General features: G+C 58.6%; 21 protein-coding genes. 18 read left to right on the forward strand and 3 right to left on the reverse strand.

Annotation, left to right across the window (positions count from 1 at the left end; genetic code table 11):
* The first annotated feature begins 50 nt into the window (after positions 1 to 50).
* Together AC07UI_RS05090 and AC07UI_RS05095 are read left to right on the forward strand one after the other, a co-directional pair.
* Positions 51 to 2,306, forward strand: a complete 2,256-nt coding sequence (locus AC07UI_RS05090) for an Orn/Lys/Arg family decarboxylase (protein ID WP_494991455.1) — start codon at positions 51 to 53, stop codon at positions 2,304 to 2,306.
* A 14-nt stretch (positions 2,307 to 2,320) separates the two neighbouring features.
* Complete coding sequence (locus AC07UI_RS05095) at positions 2,321 to 2,938, forward strand: GNAT family N-acetyltransferase (RefSeq protein ID WP_494991456.1); 618 nt, start codon at positions 2,321 to 2,323, stop codon at positions 2,936 to 2,938.
* On the opposite strand, the gene AC07UI_RS05100 is transcribed toward AC07UI_RS05095, so the two are convergent.
* Together AC07UI_RS05100 and AC07UI_RS05105 are read right to left on the reverse strand one after the other, a co-directional pair.
* A complete protein-coding gene (locus AC07UI_RS05100) occupies positions 2,904 to 3,797 on the reverse strand; it encodes a LysR substrate-binding domain-containing protein (RefSeq protein ID WP_494991457.1) in 894 nt (297 codons plus the stop codon). The genes AC07UI_RS05095 and AC07UI_RS05100 overlap by 35 nt on opposite strands.
* An 88-nt stretch (positions 3,798 to 3,885) precedes the next feature.
* On the reverse strand, positions 3,886 to 4,122 hold the full coding sequence (locus tag AC07UI_RS05105; RefSeq protein WP_494991458.1) for a hypothetical protein: 237 nt from the start codon (positions 4,120 to 4,122) through the stop codon (positions 3,886 to 3,888).
* Positions 4,123 to 4,307: 185 nt separating this feature from the next.
* Here AC07UI_RS05105 and AC07UI_RS05110 point away from each other — a divergent pair, with 185 nt between their 5' ends.
* Together AC07UI_RS05110 and AC07UI_RS05115 are read left to right on the forward strand one after the other, a co-directional pair.
* Positions 4,308 to 4,865: an NADPH-dependent FMN reductase gene (locus tag AC07UI_RS05110; protein ID WP_494991459.1), complete on the forward strand. Its 558-nt coding sequence runs from the start codon at positions 4,308 to 4,310 to the stop codon at positions 4,863 to 4,865.
* Positions 4,866 to 5,097: 232 nt separating this feature from the next.
* Entirely contained in the window at positions 5,098 to 6,390 is a 1,293-nt protein-coding gene (locus AC07UI_RS05115) for an arsenic transporter (RefSeq protein WP_494991460.1), read from the forward strand.
* A 131-nt stretch (positions 6,391 to 6,521) separates the two neighbouring features.
* Here AC07UI_RS05115 and AC07UI_RS05120 read toward each other — a convergent pair whose 3' ends face one another.
* Positions 6,522 to 7,583: a DUF1853 family protein gene (locus tag AC07UI_RS05120; RefSeq protein ID WP_494991461.1), complete on the reverse strand. Its 1,062-nt coding sequence runs from the start codon at positions 7,581 to 7,583 to the stop codon at positions 6,522 to 6,524.
* Here AC07UI_RS05120 and AC07UI_RS05125 point away from each other — a divergent pair.
* The 14 genes from AC07UI_RS05125 (at position 7,575) to AC07UI_RS05190 (ending at position 21,363) form a co-directional block, all read left to right on the forward strand.
* A complete protein-coding gene (locus AC07UI_RS05125; protein ID WP_419115794.1) occupies positions 7,575 to 8,465 on the forward strand; it encodes an NAD(+) kinase in 891 nt (296 codons plus the stop codon). The two genes, AC07UI_RS05120 and AC07UI_RS05125, sit on opposite strands and share 9 nt — an antisense overlap.
* Positions 8,465 to 9,436 (forward strand): metallophosphoesterase, encoded by a 972-nt coding sequence (locus AC07UI_RS05130; protein WP_494991462.1) that lies wholly within the window; start codon positions 8,465 to 8,467, stop codon positions 9,434 to 9,436. Before AC07UI_RS05125 ends, AC07UI_RS05130 begins: the two co-directional genes overlap by 1 nt.
* Positions 9,433 to 10,302, forward strand: coding sequence for a rhomboid family intramembrane serine protease (locus AC07UI_RS05135; RefSeq protein ID WP_494991463.1), 870 nt, complete (start codon positions 9,433 to 9,435; stop codon positions 10,300 to 10,302). Before AC07UI_RS05130 ends, AC07UI_RS05135 begins: the two co-directional genes overlap by 4 nt.
* 36 nt (positions 10,303 to 10,338) lie before the next feature.
* Positions 10,339 to 10,599, forward strand: a complete 261-nt coding sequence (locus AC07UI_RS05140) for a YeaC family protein (protein ID WP_494991464.1) — start codon at positions 10,339 to 10,341, stop codon at positions 10,597 to 10,599.
* Positions 10,596 to 11,426, forward strand: a complete 831-nt coding sequence (locus AC07UI_RS05145) for a DUF2797 domain-containing protein (protein ID WP_494991465.1) — start codon at positions 10,596 to 10,598, stop codon at positions 11,424 to 11,426. The genes AC07UI_RS05140 and AC07UI_RS05145 overlap by 4 nt, the downstream gene beginning before the upstream one ends.
* Positions 11,427 to 11,438: 12 nt before the next feature.
* Positions 11,439 to 14,108 carry an aminopeptidase N gene (pepN, locus tag AC07UI_RS05150; protein ID WP_494991466.1) on the forward strand — a complete coding sequence of 890 codons (2,670 nt, stop codon included), beginning with the start codon at positions 11,439 to 11,441 and terminating at the stop codon, positions 14,106 to 14,108.
* Between the two features lie 802 nt (positions 14,109 to 14,910).
* The gene (locus tag AC07UI_RS05155; protein WP_494991467.1) at positions 14,911 to 15,963 is read left to right on the forward strand and encodes a WD40/YVTN/BNR-like repeat-containing protein; all 1,053 of its coding nucleotides are present in this window, start codon (positions 14,911 to 14,913) and stop codon (positions 15,961 to 15,963) included.
* A 20-nt stretch (positions 15,964 to 15,983) separates the two neighbouring features.
* Complete coding sequence (locus AC07UI_RS05160; protein ID WP_494991468.1) at positions 15,984 to 18,389, forward strand: efflux RND transporter permease subunit; 2,406 nt, start codon at positions 15,984 to 15,986, stop codon at positions 18,387 to 18,389.
* A 243-nt stretch (positions 18,390 to 18,632) separates the two neighbouring features.
* Complete coding sequence (locus tag AC07UI_RS05165; RefSeq protein WP_494991469.1) at positions 18,633 to 18,926, forward strand: DUF5629 family protein; 294 nt, start codon at positions 18,633 to 18,635, stop codon at positions 18,924 to 18,926.
* On the forward strand, positions 18,913 to 20,088 hold the full coding sequence (locus AC07UI_RS05170) for a lactonase family protein (RefSeq protein ID WP_494991470.1): 1,176 nt from the start codon (positions 18,913 to 18,915) through the stop codon (positions 20,086 to 20,088). Before AC07UI_RS05165 ends, AC07UI_RS05170 begins: the two co-directional genes overlap by 14 nt.
* Positions 20,089 to 20,245: 157 nt before the next feature.
* Positions 20,246 to 20,425 (forward strand): hypothetical protein, encoded by a 180-nt coding sequence (locus AC07UI_RS05175; protein ID WP_494991471.1) that lies wholly within the window; start codon positions 20,246 to 20,248, stop codon positions 20,423 to 20,425.
* A 215-nt stretch (positions 20,426 to 20,640) separates the two neighbouring features.
* Positions 20,641 to 20,766: a hypothetical protein gene (locus tag AC07UI_RS05180; RefSeq protein WP_494991472.1), complete on the forward strand. Its 126-nt coding sequence runs from the start codon at positions 20,641 to 20,643 to the stop codon at positions 20,764 to 20,766.
* A 115-nt stretch (positions 20,767 to 20,881) separates the two neighbouring features.
* The gene (locus tag AC07UI_RS05185; protein ID WP_494991473.1) at positions 20,882 to 21,094 is read left to right on the forward strand and encodes a hypothetical protein; all 213 of its coding nucleotides are present in this window, start codon (positions 20,882 to 20,884) and stop codon (positions 21,092 to 21,094) included.
* On the forward strand, positions 21,091 to 21,363 hold the full coding sequence (locus tag AC07UI_RS05190; RefSeq protein WP_494991474.1) for a hypothetical protein: 273 nt from the start codon (positions 21,091 to 21,093) through the stop codon (positions 21,361 to 21,363). The genes AC07UI_RS05185 and AC07UI_RS05190 overlap by 4 nt, the downstream gene beginning before the upstream one ends.
* Positions 21,364 to 21,374: the final 11 nt, after the last annotated feature.

A 21,374-nucleotide genomic window follows, 5' to 3' on the forward strand; every position in this document is an offset into this window, starting at 1 on the left:
CCTGAGGTCATTGGCAGGCCTCGGTCTGCCGCTTCAGGACGTCGAGCCCCATGTATAAAGACTTGAAATTTCCCGTCCTTATCGTGCACCGGGACATCAAGGCCGACACCGTTGCCGGTGATCGGGTCCGCGGGATCGCCAGGGAACTGGAGCAGGAAGGCTTCAGTATCGTTTGCGCGGTGGATTACACCGAGGGGCGACTGGTTGCCTCGACCCATCACGGCCTGGCCTGCATGCTGATTGCGGCCGAAGACGCCAGAGAAAACACCCATCTGCTACAGAACATGGCCGAGTTGATCCGACTGGCCCGTGTCCGCGCGCCGAACCTGCCGATCTTCGCGCTGGGCGAGCAGGTCACCCTGGAAAACGCCCCGGCCGACGCTATGAGTGAGCTCAATCAACTGCGCGGCATTCTCTACCTGTTCGAAGACACTGTACCGTTCCTCGCGCGGCAAGTAGCGCGGGCCGCACGCAGTTACCTTGATGGCCTGCTGCCGCCGTTTTTCAAAGCGCTGGTGCAACACACCGCAGACTCCAATTACTCCTGGCACACTCCCGGTCACGGCGGTGGCGTTGCCTATCACAAGAGTCCGGTGGGGCAGGCGTTCCATCAGTTTTTCGGGGAAAACACCCTGCGTTCGGATTTGTCGGTTTCGGTGCCGGAACTGGGCTCGTTACTGGACCACACCGGCCCGTTGGCTGAGGCAGAGGCTCGCGCTGCACGGAACTTTGGCGCCGATCACACGTTTTTCGTGATCAATGGCACTTCAACGGCCAATAAAATTGTCTGGCACTCGATGGTCGGGCGCGACGATCTGGTGTTGGTGGATCGCAATTGCCACAAATCGGTTTTGCACTCGATCATCATGACCGGTGCTATTGCGTTGTACCTGTGTCCGGAGCGCAATGAACTGGGGATCATCGGGCCGATACCACTGAGCGAATTCAGTCCTGAATCGATCAAGGCCAAGATCGATGCCAGCCCGTTGACCAAAGGCCGGCCGCCCAAGGTCAAGCTGGCGGTGGTCACCAACTCGACCTACGACGGTCTGTGCTACAACGCCGAGCTGATCAAGCAGACGCTGGGTAACAGCGTCGAGGTGCTGCACTTCGACGAGGCCTGGTATGCCTACGCGGCGTTTCACGAGTTCTTTGCCGGGCGTTACGGCATGGGGACATCGCGCACGGCCGATAGCCCCCTGGTGTTCACCACCCATTCCACGCACAAGCTGCTGGCGGCTTTCAGTCAGGCATCGATGATCCATGTGCAGGACGGCGGTGCGCGGAAACTGGACCGTGATCGTTTCAACGAAGCCTTCATGATGCATATCTCCACTTCGCCGCAGTACAGCATCATCGCCTCTCTGGACGTTGCTTCCGCGATGATGGAAGGTACGACGGGCCGTTCGCTGCTGCAGGAAATGTTCGATGAGGCGCTGAGTTTCCGTCGTGCCCTGGCCAATCTGCGTCAGCATATCGCCGCCGATGACTGGTGGTTCTCGATCTGGCAGCCACCGTCGGTTGAAGGTATCGATCGGGTTATCACCTCTGACTGGCTGCTTGAGCCCGAAGCGGACTGGCACGGTTTTGGCGACATTGCCGAAGATTACGTACTGCTCGATCCGATCAAGGTCACGCTGGTCACGCCTGGGTTGAGCGCCGGTGGCGCGTTGAGCGAGCGCGGCATTCCGGCAGCGGTGGTCAGCAAGTTTCTCTGGGAACGCGGATTGGTGGTGGAGAAAACCGGTCTGTATTCATTTCTGGTGTTGTTCTCCATGGGCATTACCAAAGGCAAGTGGAGCACGCTGCTCACCGAGTTGCTGGAGTTCAAACGCAACTACGACGCCAACGTCAGCCTCGCCACCTGCCTGCCGTGCATAGCGAGACAGGACGTTGCCCGTTATCAGGGCATGGGCTTGCGAGATCTGTGTGACCAGCTACACGCCTGTTATCGCAGCAATGCCACGGCCAAGCACCTCAAACGCATGTACACCGTACTCCCGGAAATCTCTATGAAACCTGCCGACGCCTATGACCAACTGGTGCGTGGCGAGGTTGAAGCCGTCTCCATTGACGCCCTGAATGGACGGATCGCCGCCGTGATGCTGGTACCCTATCCACCGGGCATTCCGCTGATCATGCCCGGCGAGCGCTTCACTGAAGCGACCCGCTCGATCATCGATTACCTGGCGTTCGCTCGCACCTTCAACAGTAGTTTTCCTGGCTTTGTCGCGGACGTGCATGGTTTGCAGCACGAAGACGTAGGCAATGGGCGTTGCTACACCGTTGATTGCATCAAGGTTTGAGGACTTTTCCTGCCATGCGGCCTGTCATCAATCCCAAGCACCCAGGCTTGTCCGTGCGCGTTGCCGATGAGGGTTTCGCGACCTACGTCTGGGGCAGCGACTTCAGTTTTGACGTGAGTGTTTATGCTTCGGCGCAAATCGACAAAAGTGTCGATCAATGGCCGCTGGAGCAGGTCACCTCTTATCGCAAGTGTTATGGCATTGATCCGCAGGAGTTCAGCAGTTACCGCGACGCGGTCGACAGCGCAATTTTCATGGCCTATCTCGATGATCTTCCGGTGGGGCATGTCGTGGTCAGCACCAACTGGAATGGCTTTGCCCATATCGATGAGCTGGCGGTGCATGCACCCGCGCGTCGACACGGTGTGGCCAAGGCTTTACTGGATGTCGCGCAGTTCTGGAGCCGCAAGAAGAAATTGCCGGGCATCATGCTGGAAACCCAGAACAATAATCTGGGGGCCTGTCGGCTGTACGAGCGCTGCGGTTACGTAGTCGGTGGGATCGATCATCTGCGCTATCGCGGGATCGATCCGCAAACCTGCGAGGTGGCGATTTTCTGGTATCGCTTGTTTGAAGATCCGCAGGATAAGCCGACGATCAACCTGCCAGCATCGCCTCGGCTTTTTCCGTGACAATTTCCAGCAGTGCCTGCAAGGCGGGCGAGGGCGTGTTGTTCTTGAGCGCGAGGGAGTAGAGCGTGATCGGCACGGGTGGTGACAGTGGGCACACGTCAAGACCGCCGGCTCGCGCGCCAATGGCGGTAAACGGATCGACGATGGCCAGGCCTTCCCCGGCCTCGACCATGCTGCGCATCATTTGGTAGGTCTGTACCCTAGTCTGAATCACCGGTGCCGGGCGCAAGGCTTGCAGCTTGTTGTCGAACATCACGCTAAGCGGCTCATGCCCTTCCAGGCCGACCATTGACTGGCCCGCCAGGTCCTGTAGGGAGATGTACTTCTGCTTGGGTTGCAGCCAGCCATGGGGGGCCAGCAGTTGCAGTTTGCCTTGAGCAACAACCTCGCAATGGATGTCGCCGTGGTCGGGGTCGTACAGGCTAAAACCCAGAACGCTTTCCCGTAATAACAGGCTTTTGACGATGTCGCGGGTCGGTTGGCTGGAAAGGCTACAAGGTGCATCGGGAAATCTTCGGCGCAGCGCTGCGACACTCTGCGGCAATAATTGCTGCGCAAGCGCTGGTGTGCAGATGATCCGCAAAGGAGGCGCCTGATACTGCTTCAGGCTACTGGCCAGTCGCTGCACGGGCTCAAGCGCTTCATACACGCGGGTGATCCCGACTTGCAGCTCACGTGCTTCGCGAGTGGCTTGCAGCCGCCCGCGCACACTGGCAAACAGCATGAAGCCCAGCTGGTCTTCGGTATCACGCAGGATCGCTTCGACCTCGGCCACCGGCAATTGCAGCAACTCGGCAGCAGTGCCCAGATGACTGGTTTGCAGGAGCGCCTGGATCACTTCGATATGACGTAAACGCATGCTTGAAGTCCATGTCCAGCAGGTGAGGGATTCAGTGACTGAATCCTAACCCAAGTCCGCGCATATGACTTCTGCTCATGACCGCATGTTATGAGGAGATCGTTGTTTGGGGCTCACGAACGATGGTAACGCCTGTTTGAACCAGCATGAATTGGTTGTCATCCAGTTTGTTGACCCGGTCACCAATGGCCAGGCGATAGGTGGTAACAGGCTGCGAGCCAGTCAGGCTGTCTTGCGAGGGGGTGGATTCCTGGAACTCATGCACTGAATAGACACGGCCTTGCGCGTCTCTTGCATGGAATTGTCCGACGAGTACTGCTGCCATCTGCTTAGAACCTCTGGAGATAAATCACTCAATTTGCGGCTCTGTAGACCGTAGTTGGGCGGGGTAAGTTTTCCTGCAGGAAAAAAATAGTCGTGAGGGCCGAATCCTCGAACCAGATTGGTTGTCATGCCCCCTGGATCATCTATAACTACAGGCTCCTATAGCCAGTTAGTCGAGAATCCTCAATGAGCAACGTCTATACGATTGCAGTTCTGGTCGGCAGCTTGAGAAAACAGTCGATCAACCGGAAGGTCGCGCTGGCATTGGCAGACCTGGCACCCGCCAATCTCAAACTGAACATCATCGAGATTGGTGATCTGCCGCTCTACAACGAAGACATTGACGCGTCACCGCCGGCAGCCTACAGCACTTTCCGGCAACAGGTGAGTTCATCCGACGCAGTGTTGTTCGTAACCCCGGAATACAACCGCTCCGTGCCGGGTGTATTGAAGAATGCGATTGACGTCGGTTCCCGTCCTTATGGCAAAAGTGCCTGGAACGGCAAGCCGGGCGCCGTGATCAGCGCTTCGCCGGGGGCTATCGGTGGATTTGGCGCCAATCACCACCTGCGCCAGTCTATGGTGTTCCTCAACGTGCCGTGCATGCAGCAACCCGAAGCCTATCTGAGTCATGCAGGCTCTGCATTCGACGAAGCGGGCAAGCCTTCAGAGGCTATCCGGCCGTTATTGCAGAAATTTATCGATGCCTACGGGGATTGGGTCGAGCAGCATAAGAAGGTCTGAATCACGCTGTCACGCATGGATCATCTATAGGAACACGGCTTGCCGGCGATGGCGTCCTTGAGATCGCCATCGTCGGAACGCCGCCCGGACCAATCGAGCGTCAACTGGCTGCTCCTGCAAAAAGCTGGACACCTATACACTCCCAACCCTGTCGATATCTTAAAATCCCTCGCCTCGTCCGCTGCTGCCCTCATCAAACGACATTTTCTACCCCTTTCGAAGGCTGCTTTGCATGCTGATAGCGTCATTGATTTTTCTGCTGACCATGACCTTGGTGATCTGGCAGCCCAAAGGCCTTGGTGTTGGCTGGAGCGCGGTATTCGGTGCGGTACTGGCGTTACTCAGCGGCGTGGTACATCTGAGCGATATTGCGTTGGTATGGCAGATCATCTGGAATGCCACCGGAACGTTCGTGGCGTTGATCATCATCAGTCTGTTGCTGGATGAGGCCGGGTTTTTTGCCTGGGCAGCCTTGCACGTCGCCCATTGGGGGCGTGGCAGCGGGCGCAAGTTGTTCGCCTGCATGGTGCTGCTGGGGGCGCTGGTTTCGGCGTTGTTCGCTAACGACGGAGCGGCGTTGATCCTCACGCCGATCGTAATCTCGATGCTGCTGGCTTTGCGCTTTTCTCCGATGGCGACCCTGGCGTTTGTGATGGGCGCGGGGTTCATTGCGGATACCGCAAGCTTGCCGTTGATGGTCTCGAACCTGGTGAACATCGTTTCGGCGGACTTCTTCAAGATCGGATTCAACGACTACGCGGCGGTGATGGTGCCGGTCAACCTGGTCAGCGTGGCGGCGACGCTAGGTATGCTGATGTGGTTTTTTCGTCGGGACATTCCCCGCGATTACGACCCTGAACAGCTTGAACAGCCTGAGCACGCGATTCACGACAAGGCGACCTTTATCGCCGGTTGGTGGGTGCTGATCATTTTGCTGGTGGGGTGCTTCGCCCTGGAACCGCTGGGGATTCCCATCAGTGCTATTTCGGCTGTCTGTGCGGCCTTGCTGCTGGCGATCGCTGCCCGCGGCCACAAGATTTCAACCCGCAAGGTCCTGAAAGACGCACCGTGGCAGATCGTGATTTTCTCTCTGGGCATGTACCTGGTGGTCTATGGCCTGCGCAATGCCGGCCTGACCGGGCACCTGGCCGGTCTGCTGGACTGGTTTGCCGGTTATGGTATCTGGGGCGCTGCCATGGGCACCGGTCTGTTGACGGCGTTGCTCTCCTCGATCATGAACAATCTGCCGACGGTGCTGATCGGCGCGTTGTCCATCGACGCCAGCCAGGCTGTGGGCGTTGTAAAGGAGGCGATGATCTACGCCAACGTCATCGGCAGTGACCTGGGGCCGAAAATCACGCCAATCGGCAGTCTGGCGACCTTGCTCTGGCTGCACGTACTGGCGCGCAAGAACATCCAGATTGGCTGGGGGTATTACTTCAAGGTCGGGATTGTGCTGACGGTGCCGGTGTTGCTGGTGACATTGGCGGCGCTGGCGCTGCGGTTGTCGATGGGTATCCCTTAGACCATGTCGCTCCTTTCGCGGGCAAGCCTCGCTCCTACGGGTTTGGAGTCGATCACACCATGCTGGGCTGATCCGGATCTCTGTAGGAGCGAGGCTTGCTCGCGAAGAGGCCCTTCCAGACGCTGAAAGGCTTAACCCGTCCCGGGCACATTCGGCCAAAGATCCGCCACCAGAAACAGCCGCTCGGCTTCTTCCCAGTCGCCCGCGGAGTTTTCCGTCAGACGCACCAGCAACTGTGCGGGTGCCTGTGGTTCCAGATCGGCCAGCCAGGCATTCAGTCGGTCAGCGTCCCACGTCTGATCGGCAGGGTAATGCGCCGGTGCCAGCCAGGCGTGACGGGGCAGGGGTTGCCAGCGCCCCGGCGGCCTTTCAACGACAAATGTCAGCCAGTCACGCTGGTGTAACCAACGGCCGTTCAAATGCTGCGGGTGGGCGCCGGTCGGTGGCTGAGCCTTGCCCGGCCACGGATAAAGCAGATAGCCCCCCAGCCACAACTGCGCGCTGAAGTGCAGGATGTCGAGTGTCGCCAGTGCTTCGCGGCTTTCGGGGCGGGCGGAGATCGGTAACTGATGCTGGCTGAGGTGCGCCAGTTTGCGGTCCAGTCGGTCATGACAACCGGGGCCGAGCCACTGCGCGGTGTCATGACCGTCACCGTGCTGCGGTCCCAGGTAGAGTTTGATCGCCAGTTCCAGATGATGCACGCCATCGCGGTCGCGCAGCAGCATGTCCAGCTCGCCCAGGGTGTGGCCTTCACGGCGGATCGGTAAATTGGCGGCGATCAATTCGACGCCGGGGGCGTGCTGCACGGCGAATTGCCACAGGCGTTCGTAATACAGGCCCAGGCGCCGGGTCGGGCCCAGAGCCAGCCAGTGCCGCAAGGGGCCGCTGTCGCGATCCAGCTGTTTGAGCCACTGCACCAGTTGTTCGGGGGCCTGCACCCAATCGCTGCCCGCCAGAGGGTGGCGCTGCGGCCAAGGCGTTTCACTGAGCATTGGCGGCGCGAGGATGACCCAGGCCAGGTCGCGCACTTCGGGATGACGCAACTGGCGGGGTAGGTTGAGTAAGCCGGGAAACAGGATCATTCTGCGAGCATAGTCGTTTATGTGCCGGAAAGGATTTTGTCTGTGGCCAGGTTTCGCCCATAATCGACTTTTTCGCCCGTCCCAGAACCTTGCAGGAACCCCATGGAGCAATTTCGTAATATCGGCATTATCGGTCGCCTGGGCAGTTCCCAGGTACTCGACACGGTTCGCCGGCTGAAAAGGTTTCTGCTCGAGCGGCACCTGCATGTGATCCTCGAGGACACCATCGCCGAAGTCCTCCCGGGCCACGGCCTGCAAACTTCCTCACGCAAAATGCTCGGTGAAGTCTGCGACATGGTGATCGTCGTCGGCGGTGACGGCAGCCTGTTGGGCGCCGCCCGGGCTCTGGCGCGACATAACGTGCCGGTGCTGGGGATCAACCGTGGCAGCTTGGGCTTTCTGACCGATATCCGCCCCGACGAGCTGGAGGTCAAGGTCGCTGAGGTGCTCGACGGCCATTACCTGGTGGAAAACCGCTTCCTGCTGCAAGCCGAAGTCCGCCGCCACGCCGAGGCCATCGGCCAGGGCGATGCGCTCAACGACGTCGTGCTGCACCCCGGCAAGTCGACGCGGATGATCGAGTTCGAGCTGTACATCGACGGCCAGTTCGTCTGCAGCCAGAAGGCCGACGGCCTGATCATCGCGACGCCGACCGGTTCGACCGCTTATGCGCTGTCGGCAGGCGGGCCGATCATGCATCCCAAACTCGATGCCATTGTTATCGTGCCCATGTACCCCCATACCTTGTCTGGAAGGCCAATTGTGGTCGATGGCAATAGTGAGCTGAAAATCGTTGTGTCCAAGGATATGCAGATATACCCGCAAGTCTCCTGTGACGGCCAGAATCACTTCACCTGTGCGCCCGGCGACACCATCACCATCAGCAAGAAGGCGCAAAAACTGCGCCTGATCCATCCTCTGGACCACAACTACTACGAAGTGTGCCGGACCAAGCTCGGTTGGGGCAGCCGGTTGGGTGGTGGAGGCGACTGATGCTCGATCCCGCGCGTAGCTACGACCTGATCGGTGACGTGCACGGTTGCGCTCATACTCTTGAGCATTTGCTCGACCGGCTCGGGTACCAAAGACTGGGCGGTGTCTGGCGCCATTCCTCGCGAATGGCGGTATTCCTTGGCGATGTCATCGACCGTGGCCCGCGGATCCGGGAAGCACTGCATATCGTCCGCGACATGAGCGAAGCCGGTCAGGCGCTGTGCATCATGGGTAACCATGAGTTCAACGCTCTGGGCTGGAGTACGCCGGCTCCTCCGGGAAGCGGCAAGCAATACGTGCGCGAACACACGCCGCGCCATGCTCGGCTGATCAACGAAACCCTTACCCAATTCGCTCAGCACCCGGCGGACTGGCATGACTTCCTCAAGTGGTTCTACAAGATGCCGTTGTTTGTCGACGCCGGGCGCTTTCGCGTGGTGCATGCCTGCTGGGATGCCGGGCTGATCGAGCCGTTGCGGGCGCTGCATCCCGATGGCTGCATCGACGAGCACTTCCTCCAGGCCGCTGCTGTGCCCGGCAGTTTTGCCTGCACGGTGTTCGATCGTTTGTTGCGCGGCACCGACATGCGTCTGCCTCACGGCTTGACCATGACCAGCGGTGACGGCCTGACCCGGGCGTTCTTCCGTACCAAGTTCTGGGAAGACGACCCGCAAACCTACGGAGACATTGTGTTCCAACCCGACGCCTTACCCGAGCCAGTGGCCCGGACACCGCTGTCCGCTACCCAGAAAGACACCTTGCTGCGCTATGGCATCGACGAGCCACTGTTGTTTGTCGGCCACTACTGGCGCAGCGGAAAACCGGCACCTATCCGGCCGAATCTGGCCTGCCTGGACTACAGCGCGGTGCTCTACGGAAAACTGGTCGCTTATCGACTGGACCAGGAGACCCGCCTCGATCCGCGCAAGTTCGTCTGGGTCGATGTCGAACGTCCAGAGGTCATGCAATGAGTGCCGTCGCTGTATTGCGCCTGCCGCTGGCGGTCGACCTGAGTGGTTTCGTCAAACTGCTGCAACGCATGCAAGTGCCGCACAGGGTCAGCGAAGAGGCCGGCGAGCAGGTGCTGTGGGTACCCGATAGCATCAGCGATGACGTTCGTTCGCTGTACGAGCGTTTCCCGGCCGGCGATCCCGATCAGCAGCTGGACATCCCGGTGGCCGAGGCCACGATGCAGCCGGGCTTTGTCGAGCAATTGCGCTACAGCCCCGTAACCGCGCTGATCCTGCTTTTGTGCCTGATCGTTGGCGGCGTGACGATGCTCGGCGAAAACCTCGGCACCCTGCGCTGGCTGACCTTCCTCGAGTTCCGCGTGGCGGGTGAGTACATCCAGTTCACGCCACTGGCCGACAGCCTCGCAGCGGGGCAGTGGTGGCGCTTGGTGACACCGATGCTGATCCACTTCGGCATCCTCCACCTGGCCATGAACGGCATGTGGTACTGGGAACTGGGGCGGCGTATCGAGATTCGCCAGGGCAGCATCAACCTGTTGGGTCTGACGCTATTGTTCGGCCTGGTGTCCAATTACGCTCAATATTATTTCAGCGGTCCGAGCTTGTTTGGCGGGCTGTCCGGGGTGCTTTACGGCCTGCTGGGGCATTGCTGGATCTATCAATTACTGTCGCCGAACCCGGCCTATCGCCTGCCCCGTGGGGTGCTGGTGATGATGCTGGTGTGGCTGCTGCTGTGTATGTCCGGACTGATCTCGATGATCGGTTTCGGTGAAATTGCCAATGCGGCGCATATCGGCGGGTTGCTCGTCGGATGCGTCACCGGTTTGTTGGGTGGCTTGTTCAGCCGACGTAAACTGGCCGTCTAAAAAATTGCGATTTGAATAAAGAGCGCGGAGAACCTGATGTCCTCTTTTAACGAAATGATCAAAAACATCACCCCCCACATCTACCAGAGCCTGAAACTGGCGGTAGAGATCGGCAAATGGTCCGACGGCGGTAAGCTGACGGACGAGCAAAAAGCGCTTTCGCTGCAAGCCATGATTGCCTGGGAAATCCAGAATCTGCCGGAAGAACAACGTACCGGTTACATGGGCCCGCAGGAGTGCAGCTCCAAGTCGGCGCCAGTACCGAACATCCTGTTCAAGTCGGATGCCATCCATTGATCGAGATTGGCCGCGGTGCAATCAGCAAGATGTCGGCGCGCCTCGAAGCGTCGGCCGTTCAATACGCCTTTCGTCTTGGCGATACCGAGGTGCCGGTCAATCCAATGATCGGCACCACAGTGCGCCTCGAGTACCTGGGGGCGATCCATTGCACCCATTGCGGGCGCAAGACCAAGACCAGTTTCAGCCAGGGCTACTGCTACCCGTGCATGACCAAGCTGGCCCAGTGCGATATCTGCATCATGAGTCCGGAGCGCTGCCACTACGACGCTGGCACCTGTCGCGATCCGGCCTGGGGCGAGCAGTTCTGCATGACCGATCACGTGGTCTATCTGGCCAATTCGTCGGGGATCAAAGTCGGAATCACCCGTGCGACTCAGCTGCCGACTCGCTGGCTCGACCAGGGCGCCAGCCAGGCGTTACCGATCATGCGGGTATCGACCCGTCAGCAATCGGGTTTCGTTGAAGACCTGTTTCGCAGTCAGGTGGCAGACAAAACCAACTGGCGTGCGTTGCTCAAGGGTGATGCCGAGGCGGTGGACCTCAAACAGGTTCGCGAGCAGCTTTTCGACAGCTGTGCCGAAGGTCTGCTGGGTTTGCAGGAGCGCTTCGGCCTGCAGGCTATCCAGGTGATCGGCGATGTCGAGCCGATTGAAATCCGCTATCCGGTCGAGCAGTACCCGGCCAGGATCGTCAGCTTCAACCTGGACAAGAACCCGATTGCCGAAGGCACGCTGATGGGGATCAAGGGGCAGTACCTGATTTTCGACACCGGCGTTATCAATATTCGCAAGTACACGGCTTATCAACTCGCCGTGCATCAGTAGAAGGACTCCAGCATGCGCAACGAACAACCGAAGATGATCTACCTGAAGGACTATCAGGCGCCTGAGTACCTGATCGACGAGACGCACCTGACCTTCGAGTTGTTCGAGGACCACACCCTGGTCCATGCGCAACTGGTGATGCGCCGCAACCCGGCCTGCCTTTTGGACAGCGCTGCGGGCCTGCCGCCGTTGGTGCTCGATGGCCAGCAGCTGGAGCTGCTGTCGGTGAAACTGGCTGACCGCGACCTGACAGCCGCCGATTATCAGTTGACAGAGCATCACCTGACCCTGCATCCGGCGAGCGCTTCGTTCACCGTCGACACCAGCGTCAGGATCCACCCGGAAACCAACACCGCTCTGGAAGGGCTGTACAAATCCAGCGGCATGTTCTGCACCCAGTGCGAAGCCGAAGGTTTCCGCAAGATTACTTACTACCTCGATCGCCCGGACGTGATGAGCAAGTTCACCACGACGGTCAGCGCCGAACAGCACAGCTATCCGGTACTGCTGTCCAACGGCAATCCGATTGCCAGCGGCCCGCAAGAGGACGGTCGGCACTGGGCGACCTGGGAAGACCCGTTCATGAAACCGGCTTACCTGTTCGCGCTGGTGGCCGGTGACCTGTGGTGCGTTGAAGATACCTTCACCACCATGACCGAACGCTCCGTTGCACTGCGTATTTATGTCGAGCCGGAAAACATCGACAAATGCCAGCACGCCATGAACAGCCTGAAGAAGTCCATGCGCTGGGACGAAGAGGTCTATGGCCGCGAGTACGACCTGGACATCTTCATGATCGTTGCGGTCAACGACTTCAACATGGGGGCCATGGAGAACAAGGGCCTCAACATCTTCAACTCCAGCTGCGTGCTGGCTCGCGCCGAAACCGCTACCGACGCTGCGCACCAGCGCGTTGAAGCGGTGGTCGCTCACGAATACTTCCACAACTGGTCGGGCAACCGCGTGACCTGCCGCGACTGGTTCCAGCTGTCGCTCAAGGAAGGCTTCACGGTGTTCCGCGATGCCGAATTCTCTGCCGACATGAACTCGCGCACCGTTAAGCGCATCGAGGACGTGGCCTACCTGCGCACTCACCAATTCGCCGAAGACGCCGGCCCCATGGCCCACGCCGTGCGCCCGGAAAGCTTTATCGAAATCTCCAACTTCTACACCCTGACGGTCTACGAAAAGGGCTCGGAAGTGGTGCGGATGATTCGCACCTTGCTTGGTGACGAAGGTTTCCGCAAAGGCAGCGACCTGTATTTCGAGCGCCATGACGGCCAGGCTGTGACCTGTGACGATTTCATCAAAGCCATGGAAGACGCCAACGGCGTCAACCTGACCCAGTTCAAACGCTGGTACAGCCAGGCGGGTACGCCGCGTCTGACCGTCAGCGAGGCTTTTGACAGCACAGCGAAAACCTACAGCCTGACCTTCCGCCAGAGCTACCCGGCGACCCCGGACAAGGTTGAAAAGCTGCCGTTCGTGATCCCGGTCGAACTCGGTCTGCTGGATGCCAAGGGTGGCGCCATTGCGCTACGCCTGGTCGGTGAAGCCGCCGCTGACGGTACCTCCCGTGTGCTGTCGGTGACCGAAGCAGAGCAGACCTTCACTTTCGTCGACATCACTGAAAAGCCATTGCCATCCTTGCTGCGTGGCTTCTCGGCACCGGTGAAGCTGAGCTTCCCGTACGATCGCGACCAGTTGATGTTCCTGATGCAACACGACAGCGATGGCTTCAATCGCTGGGAAGCCGGCCAGCAATTGTCGGTGCAGGTGTTGCAGGAGCTGATTGCTCAGCATCAACAAGGCACTGCATTGGTACTGGATCAACGTCTGGTCAAGGCTTTGCGCACAGTGCTGGCGGACGAGACGCTGGATCAGGCCATGGTCGCGGAAATGCTTTCGTTGCCAAGTGAAGCCTACCTCACCGAAATCAGCGAAGTGGCCGAGGTGGATGCCATCCATGCCGCTCGCGAATTCGCTCGCAAGCAATTGGCTGACAGCCTGTTCGATGGTTTGTGGCAGCGCTATCAGGCCAATCGCGAGCTGTCGAAAAAGACTGCCTACATCGCCGAGGCCGAGCACTTCGCCCGTCGCAGCCTGCAGAACATCGCGCTGTCGTACCTGATGCTCAGCGACAAACCGGAAGTTCTGGCTGCGACCCTCGAGCAGTTCGATGCTTGCGACAACATGACCGAGCGCCTGACCGCGCTGGCGGTACTGGTCAACTCGCCATTCATTGAAGAGAAGGCCAAGGCCCTGGCGACCTTCGCTGAAAACTTCAAAGACAACCCGTTGGTCATGGATCAGTGGTTCAGTGTCCAGGCGGGTAGTGGTTTGCCGGGTGGCTTGCAACGCGTGAAGGAGCTGATGAAGCATCCTGCGTTCAACATCAAGAACCCGAACAAGGTTCGTGCGTTGGTCGGGGCGTTTGCCGGGCAGAACCTGATCAATTTCCATGCTGCGGATGGTTCTGGCTATCGTTTCCTGGCGGATTTGGTGATTGAGCTTAATGGGTTCAATCCGCAGATTGCTTCACGGCAGTTGGCGCCGTTGACTCGCTGGCGCAAGTACGATGTTGCTCGCCAGGCGTTGATGAAGGGGGAGCTGGAGCGCATTCGTGCCTCGGGCGAGCTGTCCAGCGACGTCTTTGAAGTGGTCAGCAAAAGCCTGGCCTGACCCCTGTGGGAGCAGCCGGTCGACGCTCGATTGCTCGCGATGGCGGCCTGACAGCCAGCCTGGCTCTTGCTGGTGTACATATCCATTCCTGCGGTAACGGCCACTTAGGGTTTCGCCCTTACGGCGAGGCCCTTTTGGCAAACGCCCCAAAAGGACCCAAAAGGGCTTGCCCCGAGCGTACGGCACCTCGCTAAGGCTCGGCGTTCCCTCGTTCCGGCATTCATCAGGGGGCATCGCCTCCGGTCGGCTTCGCTTCGACCTCCTCTCGATGTGTTCGACTTCGTCGAACGGCGCTTCGCGCCCACCCCCTGATGAACGCCTCCGCTCGGCCTTCCGAAGGGGCGGGTAGATCAAGATCAAGGTCAAGATCAAGATCAAAAGCCCGGCGTTTGCTTACTTTTTTGGCGTTCGTGTTTGAAAAAAAGTGACACGCCGTAAGGGCGAAACCGTCAGCAGCCGTTACCGCAGAAACGGATATGTACCCGGTCAAAATCAACAGTGAACGCACCGCCGCTATCGCGGGCATGCCTCGCTCCTACAGGGGCCGTGCAACACGGCCGTTATTCATCATGACAGCGAATGTCTTGCCATTCAGGCACTCCTCCAAAGCGCCGGGTTAACAAAAGATAACGTGGCGTCGATTGTCAGACCTTTCCAAAGCTGGATAGGATAGGTCAGCTTCAGAGGGGGCTCTAGATTGCAGCTTTCAGGACAACCATCCGAAACGGCAAATCAGAAAAAACGCCCTGAGCGGCGCCCTGAAAGGTTGAATGACCTAACAATAATAATGGGGGAAAGGTCTATGAGTGAGCCTGTCATGGGTGTGGTTTTTTGCCGCCCGCCGGCGTTACGCAGATTCGCGTTGCTGGCTACAGCGCTCTCGCTGTTGGGAGTTGCCGCTCTGTCGGCCCCTGTCCAGGCTGCTGCCACGGCGGCGGCCGGTACTGTCTATTCGATTGAATCCGCAAAGTCCGCCAAAGGCCTGATGCTTGGCGTTGTGCATGCCGGTGCGCGTCTGGTGGCGGTGGGTGATCGCGGCCACATTCTCTATTCCGATGACCAGGGCAATAACTGGACCCAGGCCAAAGTGCCGACTCGGCAGCTGCTGACGGCGGTGTTCTTTGTCGATGACAAGCACGGCTGGGCAGTCGGGCATGACGCGCAGATTCTTGCCAGTGAAGACGGCGGCGCCACCTGGACCAAACAATTCGAAGACTTGAAACGTGAAGCGCCGTTGCTCGATGTCTGGTTCAAGGACGCCAGCAACGGCTTTGCCGTGGGCGCCTATGGCGCACTGCTGGAGACCACCGACGGCGGAAAGAGCTGGGAAGATGCCAGCGATCGCCTGAACAACGAAGACCAGTACCACCTCAACGGCATCGCGGCGGTTAAGGATTGCGGTCTGTTCATCGTCGGCGAGCAGGGCAGCATGTTCCGCTCCGCCGATTGGGGGCAAACCTGGGAGCGCCTGGAAAGCCCGTATCACGGCTCGCTGTTCGGTGTGATCGGTACCCGCCAGTCCGGCACACTGCTGGCGTATGGTTTGCGCGGCAACCTGTTCCGCTCCACTGATTTCGGCAGTACCTGGGAGCCGGTTGAGCTGAAGGCTGCTCGCGGTGCACTCGAATTCGGTCTGTCCGGTGCGACGTTGTTCGACGACGGTTCACTGGTCATCGTCGGCAACGGCGGCAGCGTGGTACGCAGCAACGACGATGGATTGACCTTTAGCGTATTCAATCGACCAGACCGCATTTCCTTGTCGGCGGTCACGGCGGCGGGCAACGGCAACTTGATTCTGGTGGGACAGGGCGGCGTTCGCGCTACCACGCCAACCGGCGCTGAGCTGGGCAAATAATAAGAAGGCGGGGGATTTCCATGAGCAGTCATCAACAAGACACGATTTCCATCAGCAGTCATCACCAGGACAAGGCGACGTTTCTCGAGCGTCTGATTTTCAACAACCGCCCGGCTGTGATCGTCATCTGCCTGCTGGTCAGCGTTTTCCTGTTCTGGCAGGCGACGCTGATCCGGCCGTCCACCAGTTTCGAAAAAATGATTCCGCTCAAGCACCCCTTCATCGAGAAGATGCTTGAGCACCGCAACGATCTGGCCAACCTGGGCAACACCGTGCGGATCTCGGTGGAAGCCACTGATGGCGACATTTTCTCCAGGACGTACATGGAGACCTTGCGGCAGATCAACGACGAGGTGTTCTACATCTCCGGTGTTGACCGTTCCGGTCTCAAGTCGCTGTGGAGCCCCAGCGTTCGCTGGACCGAAGTGACCGAGGAAGGTTTCGCCGGTGGTGAGGTGATTCCGCAGAGCTACAACGGCTCGGCCGACAGCCTCGATCTGCTGCGTAACAACGTGCTCAAGTCTGGTCAGGTCGGTCGGCTGGTCGCCAACGATTTCAAGTCGAGTATCGTCGATATCCCGTTGCTGGAGTCCTACCCGGACCCGCAAGACCAGGGCAAGTTGCTCGCGCTGGACTACCAGAAATTCTCCCACGAGCTCGAAGAGAAAATCCGCAACAAGTTCGAAGCGCAAAACCCCAATGTGAAGATCCACATCGTCGGTTTCGCCAAGAAGGTCGGCGACCTGATTGATGGCCTGATCATGGTGGTGATGTTCTTCGGCGTCGCTTTCATCATCACCCTGGTGTTGCTGTACTGGTTCACCAACTGCCTGCGCAGCACCATCGCTGTGTTGAGTACCACGCTGGTGGCGGTGGTCTGGCAACTCGGGCTGATGCACGCCTTCGGTTTTGGGCTGGACCCGTATTCGATGCTGGTGCCGTTCCTGATTTTCGCCATCGGTATTTCCCACGGCGTGCAAAAGATCAACGGCATCGCCTTGCAATCCAGTGAGGCCGACAACGCCCTGACAGCGGCGCGACGTACCTTCCGGCAATTGTTCCTGCCAGGGATGATCGCGATTCTGGCGGATGCGGTGGGCTTCATTACCTTGCTGATCATCGATATCGGCGTGATTCGCGAACTGGCCATCGGCGCGTCCATCGGCGTGGCGGTGATCGTGTTCACCAACCTGATCCTGTTGCCGGTAGCGATTTCCTATGTCGGCATCAGCAGGCGCGCCGTCGAACGCAGCAAGAAAGACGCAGTGCGTGAGCATCCGTTCTGGCGTGGGTTGTCGAACTTTGCCAGCCCGAAAGTTGCGCCGGTGTCGATCGTCCTGGCCCTGCTGGCCTTCGGCGGCGGTCTCTGGTATAGCCAGAACCTGAAGATCGGCGACCTCGATCAAGGTGCGCCGGAGCTGCGTCCTGATTCGCGCTACAACAAGGACAACAACTTCATCATCAGCAACTACTCCACCAGCTCCGATGTACTGGTGGTGATGGTCAAGACTGCTCCGGAAGGCTGCTCGCGTTATGCAGCCATGGCGCCGATCGATGAGTTGATGTGGAAGATGCAGAACACCGAGGGCGTGCAGTCGGCGATTTCCCTGGTGACTGTCTCCAAACAGATGATCAAGGGCATGAACGAGGGCAACCTGAAATGGGAAACCCTGTCGCGCAACCCGGATGTGTTGAACAACTCCATCGCTCGAGCTGATGGTCTGTACAACAACAGTTGCTCGCTGGCGCCGGTGCTGGTGTTCCTCAACGACCACAAGGCCGCAACCCTTGATCGCGCGGTGCAGGCGGTGCAGGCGTTCGCCAAAGAGAACAACAAGGATGGCCTGGAGTTTATCCTTGCGGCCGGTAACGCCGGGATCGAAGCAGCCACCAACGAAGTGATCAAGGAGTCGGAGCTGACCATCCTGATCCTGGTTTACGCCTGCGTGGCGACCATGTGCATGATTACCTTCCGTTCCTGGGCGGCAACCTTGTGCATTGTGCTGCCGCTGGTGTTGACCTCGGTGCTCGGAAACGCCCTGATGGCCTTCATGGGTATCGGCGTGAAAGTCGCGACCTTGCCGGTGGTGGCGCTGGGCGTAGGGATCGGTGTCGACTATGGCATCTACATTTACAGTCGCCTCGAAAGTTTCCTGCGTGCCGGTCTGTCGCTGCAGGAAGCCTATTACCAGACCCTGAAATCCACCGGTAAAGCAGTGCTGTTCACGGGTTTGTGCCTGGCCATCGGCGTCTGCACCTGGATCTTCTCGGCGATCAAGTTCCAGGCCGACATGGGCCTGATGCTGACCTTCATGCTGCTGTGGAATATGTTCGGCGCGTTGTGGCTGTTGCCAGCGCTGGCGCGGTTCCTGATCAAGCCTTCGAGCCTGGCCGGGCAGAAGGGTAATTCGTTGTTCGCCCACTAAGGGTTAGCTGAAACAACAAAGCCGCAACTCAGGTTGCGGCTTTTTTTTGAGTGCGCCAGGCATGGCGCGTTTTTGATCGTTCCCACGCTCTGCGTGGGAATGCCTCACTGGACGCTCTGCGTCCGCTCTTGAATGTGACGCGCAGCGTCACGGGCTGCATTCCTTTGCTGCGCGTGGGAACGATCATGCCTCGCCTTGCACGACCAGCTATCATTGCACCTTTCCAATTGATGATTGATCGCCATGACTGCCGTTACCAACACCTTGCTGACCGCCCTCCAAACTTGCGACATGCTGGAAATCGACGGGCTGCATGCTTTTGATTTCTCCCTCGATGACAGCCAGTTGCAGATCGAATGCATGGACGGCCGGGCAGCCAAACGCTGGAGTTTCAGCGTGGCCCAGGTTCAAGCCGCGACCTTTGATGAAACGTTGCAAAGCTGGACCATCACCGGCGACTCCGGCGAACACCGACTGGTGTGCATGAGCGCATTCAGCGCCGGAGACGAAGAGGACGATGAGCATGAGGATGCGTAACTTCTGGCCATTGCTGATGGCTGGTAGTGTGGGGGCGATGTCCGTGCAGGCTGCACCGGTTGATAACTATGAGCTGTTGGTCGGTTCCTACACCCAGGGCCAGAGCCAGGGCCTCTATCGCCTGCAGTTCGACAGTCGCACGGGTCAGCTCGATGCCAAACCGTTGCAGGTGGTGAAGAGCTCCAACCCGTCCTGGTTGACCCTGTCCAAGGATCAGCAGCGACTGTTTGTGGTCAACGAGAACGGCCCCGGTCAGAGCGATCCGGTCGGCCGTGTCAGCAGTTTTTCTATTGAGCCGAAGAACCATCAGCTAAACCTGATCAATCAGGTCCAGTCCCTGGGCAATGAGCCGACTCACTCCAGTCTGAGCGCCGACGGGCGCTACCTGTTCGTCAGTAACTATTCGGTGCTGGAAGATCCGGGTGGCAGCCTCGCGGTCTTACCTGTGGCGGCTGATGGCAAGCTGGCACCGCCGGTGCAACTCAGCAGTCATCCGTCCAGTCGGGTCAATCCTGAACGGCAGATGTCAGCCCATGTGCATTCGGCGGTGTCATCGCCGGACGGTCAGTTTGTGTTTGCCAGTGACCTGGGGGCGGACAAGATCTTTGTCTACCGTTATGACCCCAAAGCCAGCCCCGAGCAGCCGTTGACCGCCGCTCCGCCAGCTTCGGTGCAATTGCCACCGGGCAGCGGGCCGCGGCATTTGCTGTTCAGCGGTGATGGCAAGCATGCCTGGTTGACGATGGAAATGAGCGCGCAAGTAGCGGTGTTCGATTATCAGGCAGGCAAGCTTGTGCAGCGGCAGATGGTCGAACTGGCCGCCAACCGGCCTGCGCAAGAGAAAGCCGCTGGCGCGCTGCATGCATCGCAGGATGGCAAATTTCTCTACGTCAGCAACCGTGGCAGCGCCAATCAGTTGCTGGTGTTTGCCGTTGATCCTGCGACGGGAGAGCTCAAGGAAATCCAGCGACGCTCGGTAGAAGGTGATCATCCGCGCGAATTCAGCCTCGATCCGAGCGGCAAGTTCTTGTTGATTGCCAACCAGAAAAGCAACCATATCGTCGTGCTGGAGCGGGACGCCAAGACTGGTTTGTTAGGCAAAACCGTACAAAAACTGCCTTTCGATTCCCCCAGCAATATCAGGTTTCTGCTGCGTCAATAGGCCGCAGGCCCCGAAGGTCGGGGCCTGCGTACTTCTATTAATGACGCTGATATTCGCTACTGCTGCAAAGCATTTCAACGCGCCGAACCTCGGGCGTAAGTTTGCTTCACGGCCCACCCGGGCAAGCAAGCCAACTGAATTCACGAGGGTTACCGCCATGAACTTCAATCTCTTCTCCGTCATCGCTGCTTCCGCTATCTCGGCTACCGTGGCTTTGCCAGCCAGTGCCAGCGTTGAGATCAGCGATAGAAAATCCAGCACCCATACCTACACCCAGAAATACCTGCAACAAAGCGCCAACTTCTACGCCGCACTGGATCACAAGATCCAACACTGAAAACTCGGCATTGAAGAATTTATGCAGGAGCGAAGTCACTTACTCCGATCGGCGATTATTTTCGTCGACCGGGACCAAGAGTGATGTCGCTCCTGCATAAAGCGCTGTGCTGTTGATTTGTGCGCCGAGTGCAAATTCCTTTGGTAATGTCACATGGCCATGTGTTTAAATTTGACGCTAATTTATTGACTCAGTCTCTCCAAGGGATCGACAGCATGGTTATGCGTCTGGCAGTGGTTCTTCTGTTCCTCTATTCCACCCCCATTTTGTCGGCTGCCCAGCCTGTTCCAGACGAGCCGGATGCTGCGCGCGAGCGGTTAATGAGCTTGCTGCAGGACTAAAACACGTCGGATTAAAGATCAATAAAGCTGATAGCTACTATGCATAAAGGTCGCTATTCATTGCCGGTTTTTTGATCGAATCTGTGGGCATTGAAACATGCCCACGGAGAATCCCATGGCCAGCACACTTCTTACCTCTGCCAAACACGGTGCGTACGTCGCCATCGGTTTGTACGTGGCCATAATCATCGTGGTCACGCTGTCGGCACAGACTAAAGCCTGGGTCGACGCGCCGATTCAAGTGGCTTACCCAGCCATTCAATTTGAACATCGCGCACAAAGCGTCACTGCCGAACAGGCACAGACTGTGGGAGTGGCGACGCTATGAAAGGAGGCAAGCTTTGGGTCATTGCCTTCCTGGCGTTCTTGACCAACGGCTCTTCGTTGCTGGGGATCGGGCAGGGTTCAGCGGGCTCTTTGGCCCGGGCCATCGAATGCAATCACAACATCGCCCACAACATTCAAACCGCCAAGGCGTTGGGGCTGCTGGCGGGTAATCCGCCGATCAAGCCGAAAGCCGCATTTTTCGGCCCGTTCAAAGTGGATTGCTCGGCGTTGCAAATGTGCAGTGTGTTTGCCAGGCCGGTGGTGGCTTAGGCGGATTTCAG

This window comes from Pseudomonas sp. GW821-FHT04C07, from assembly GCF_059420325.1.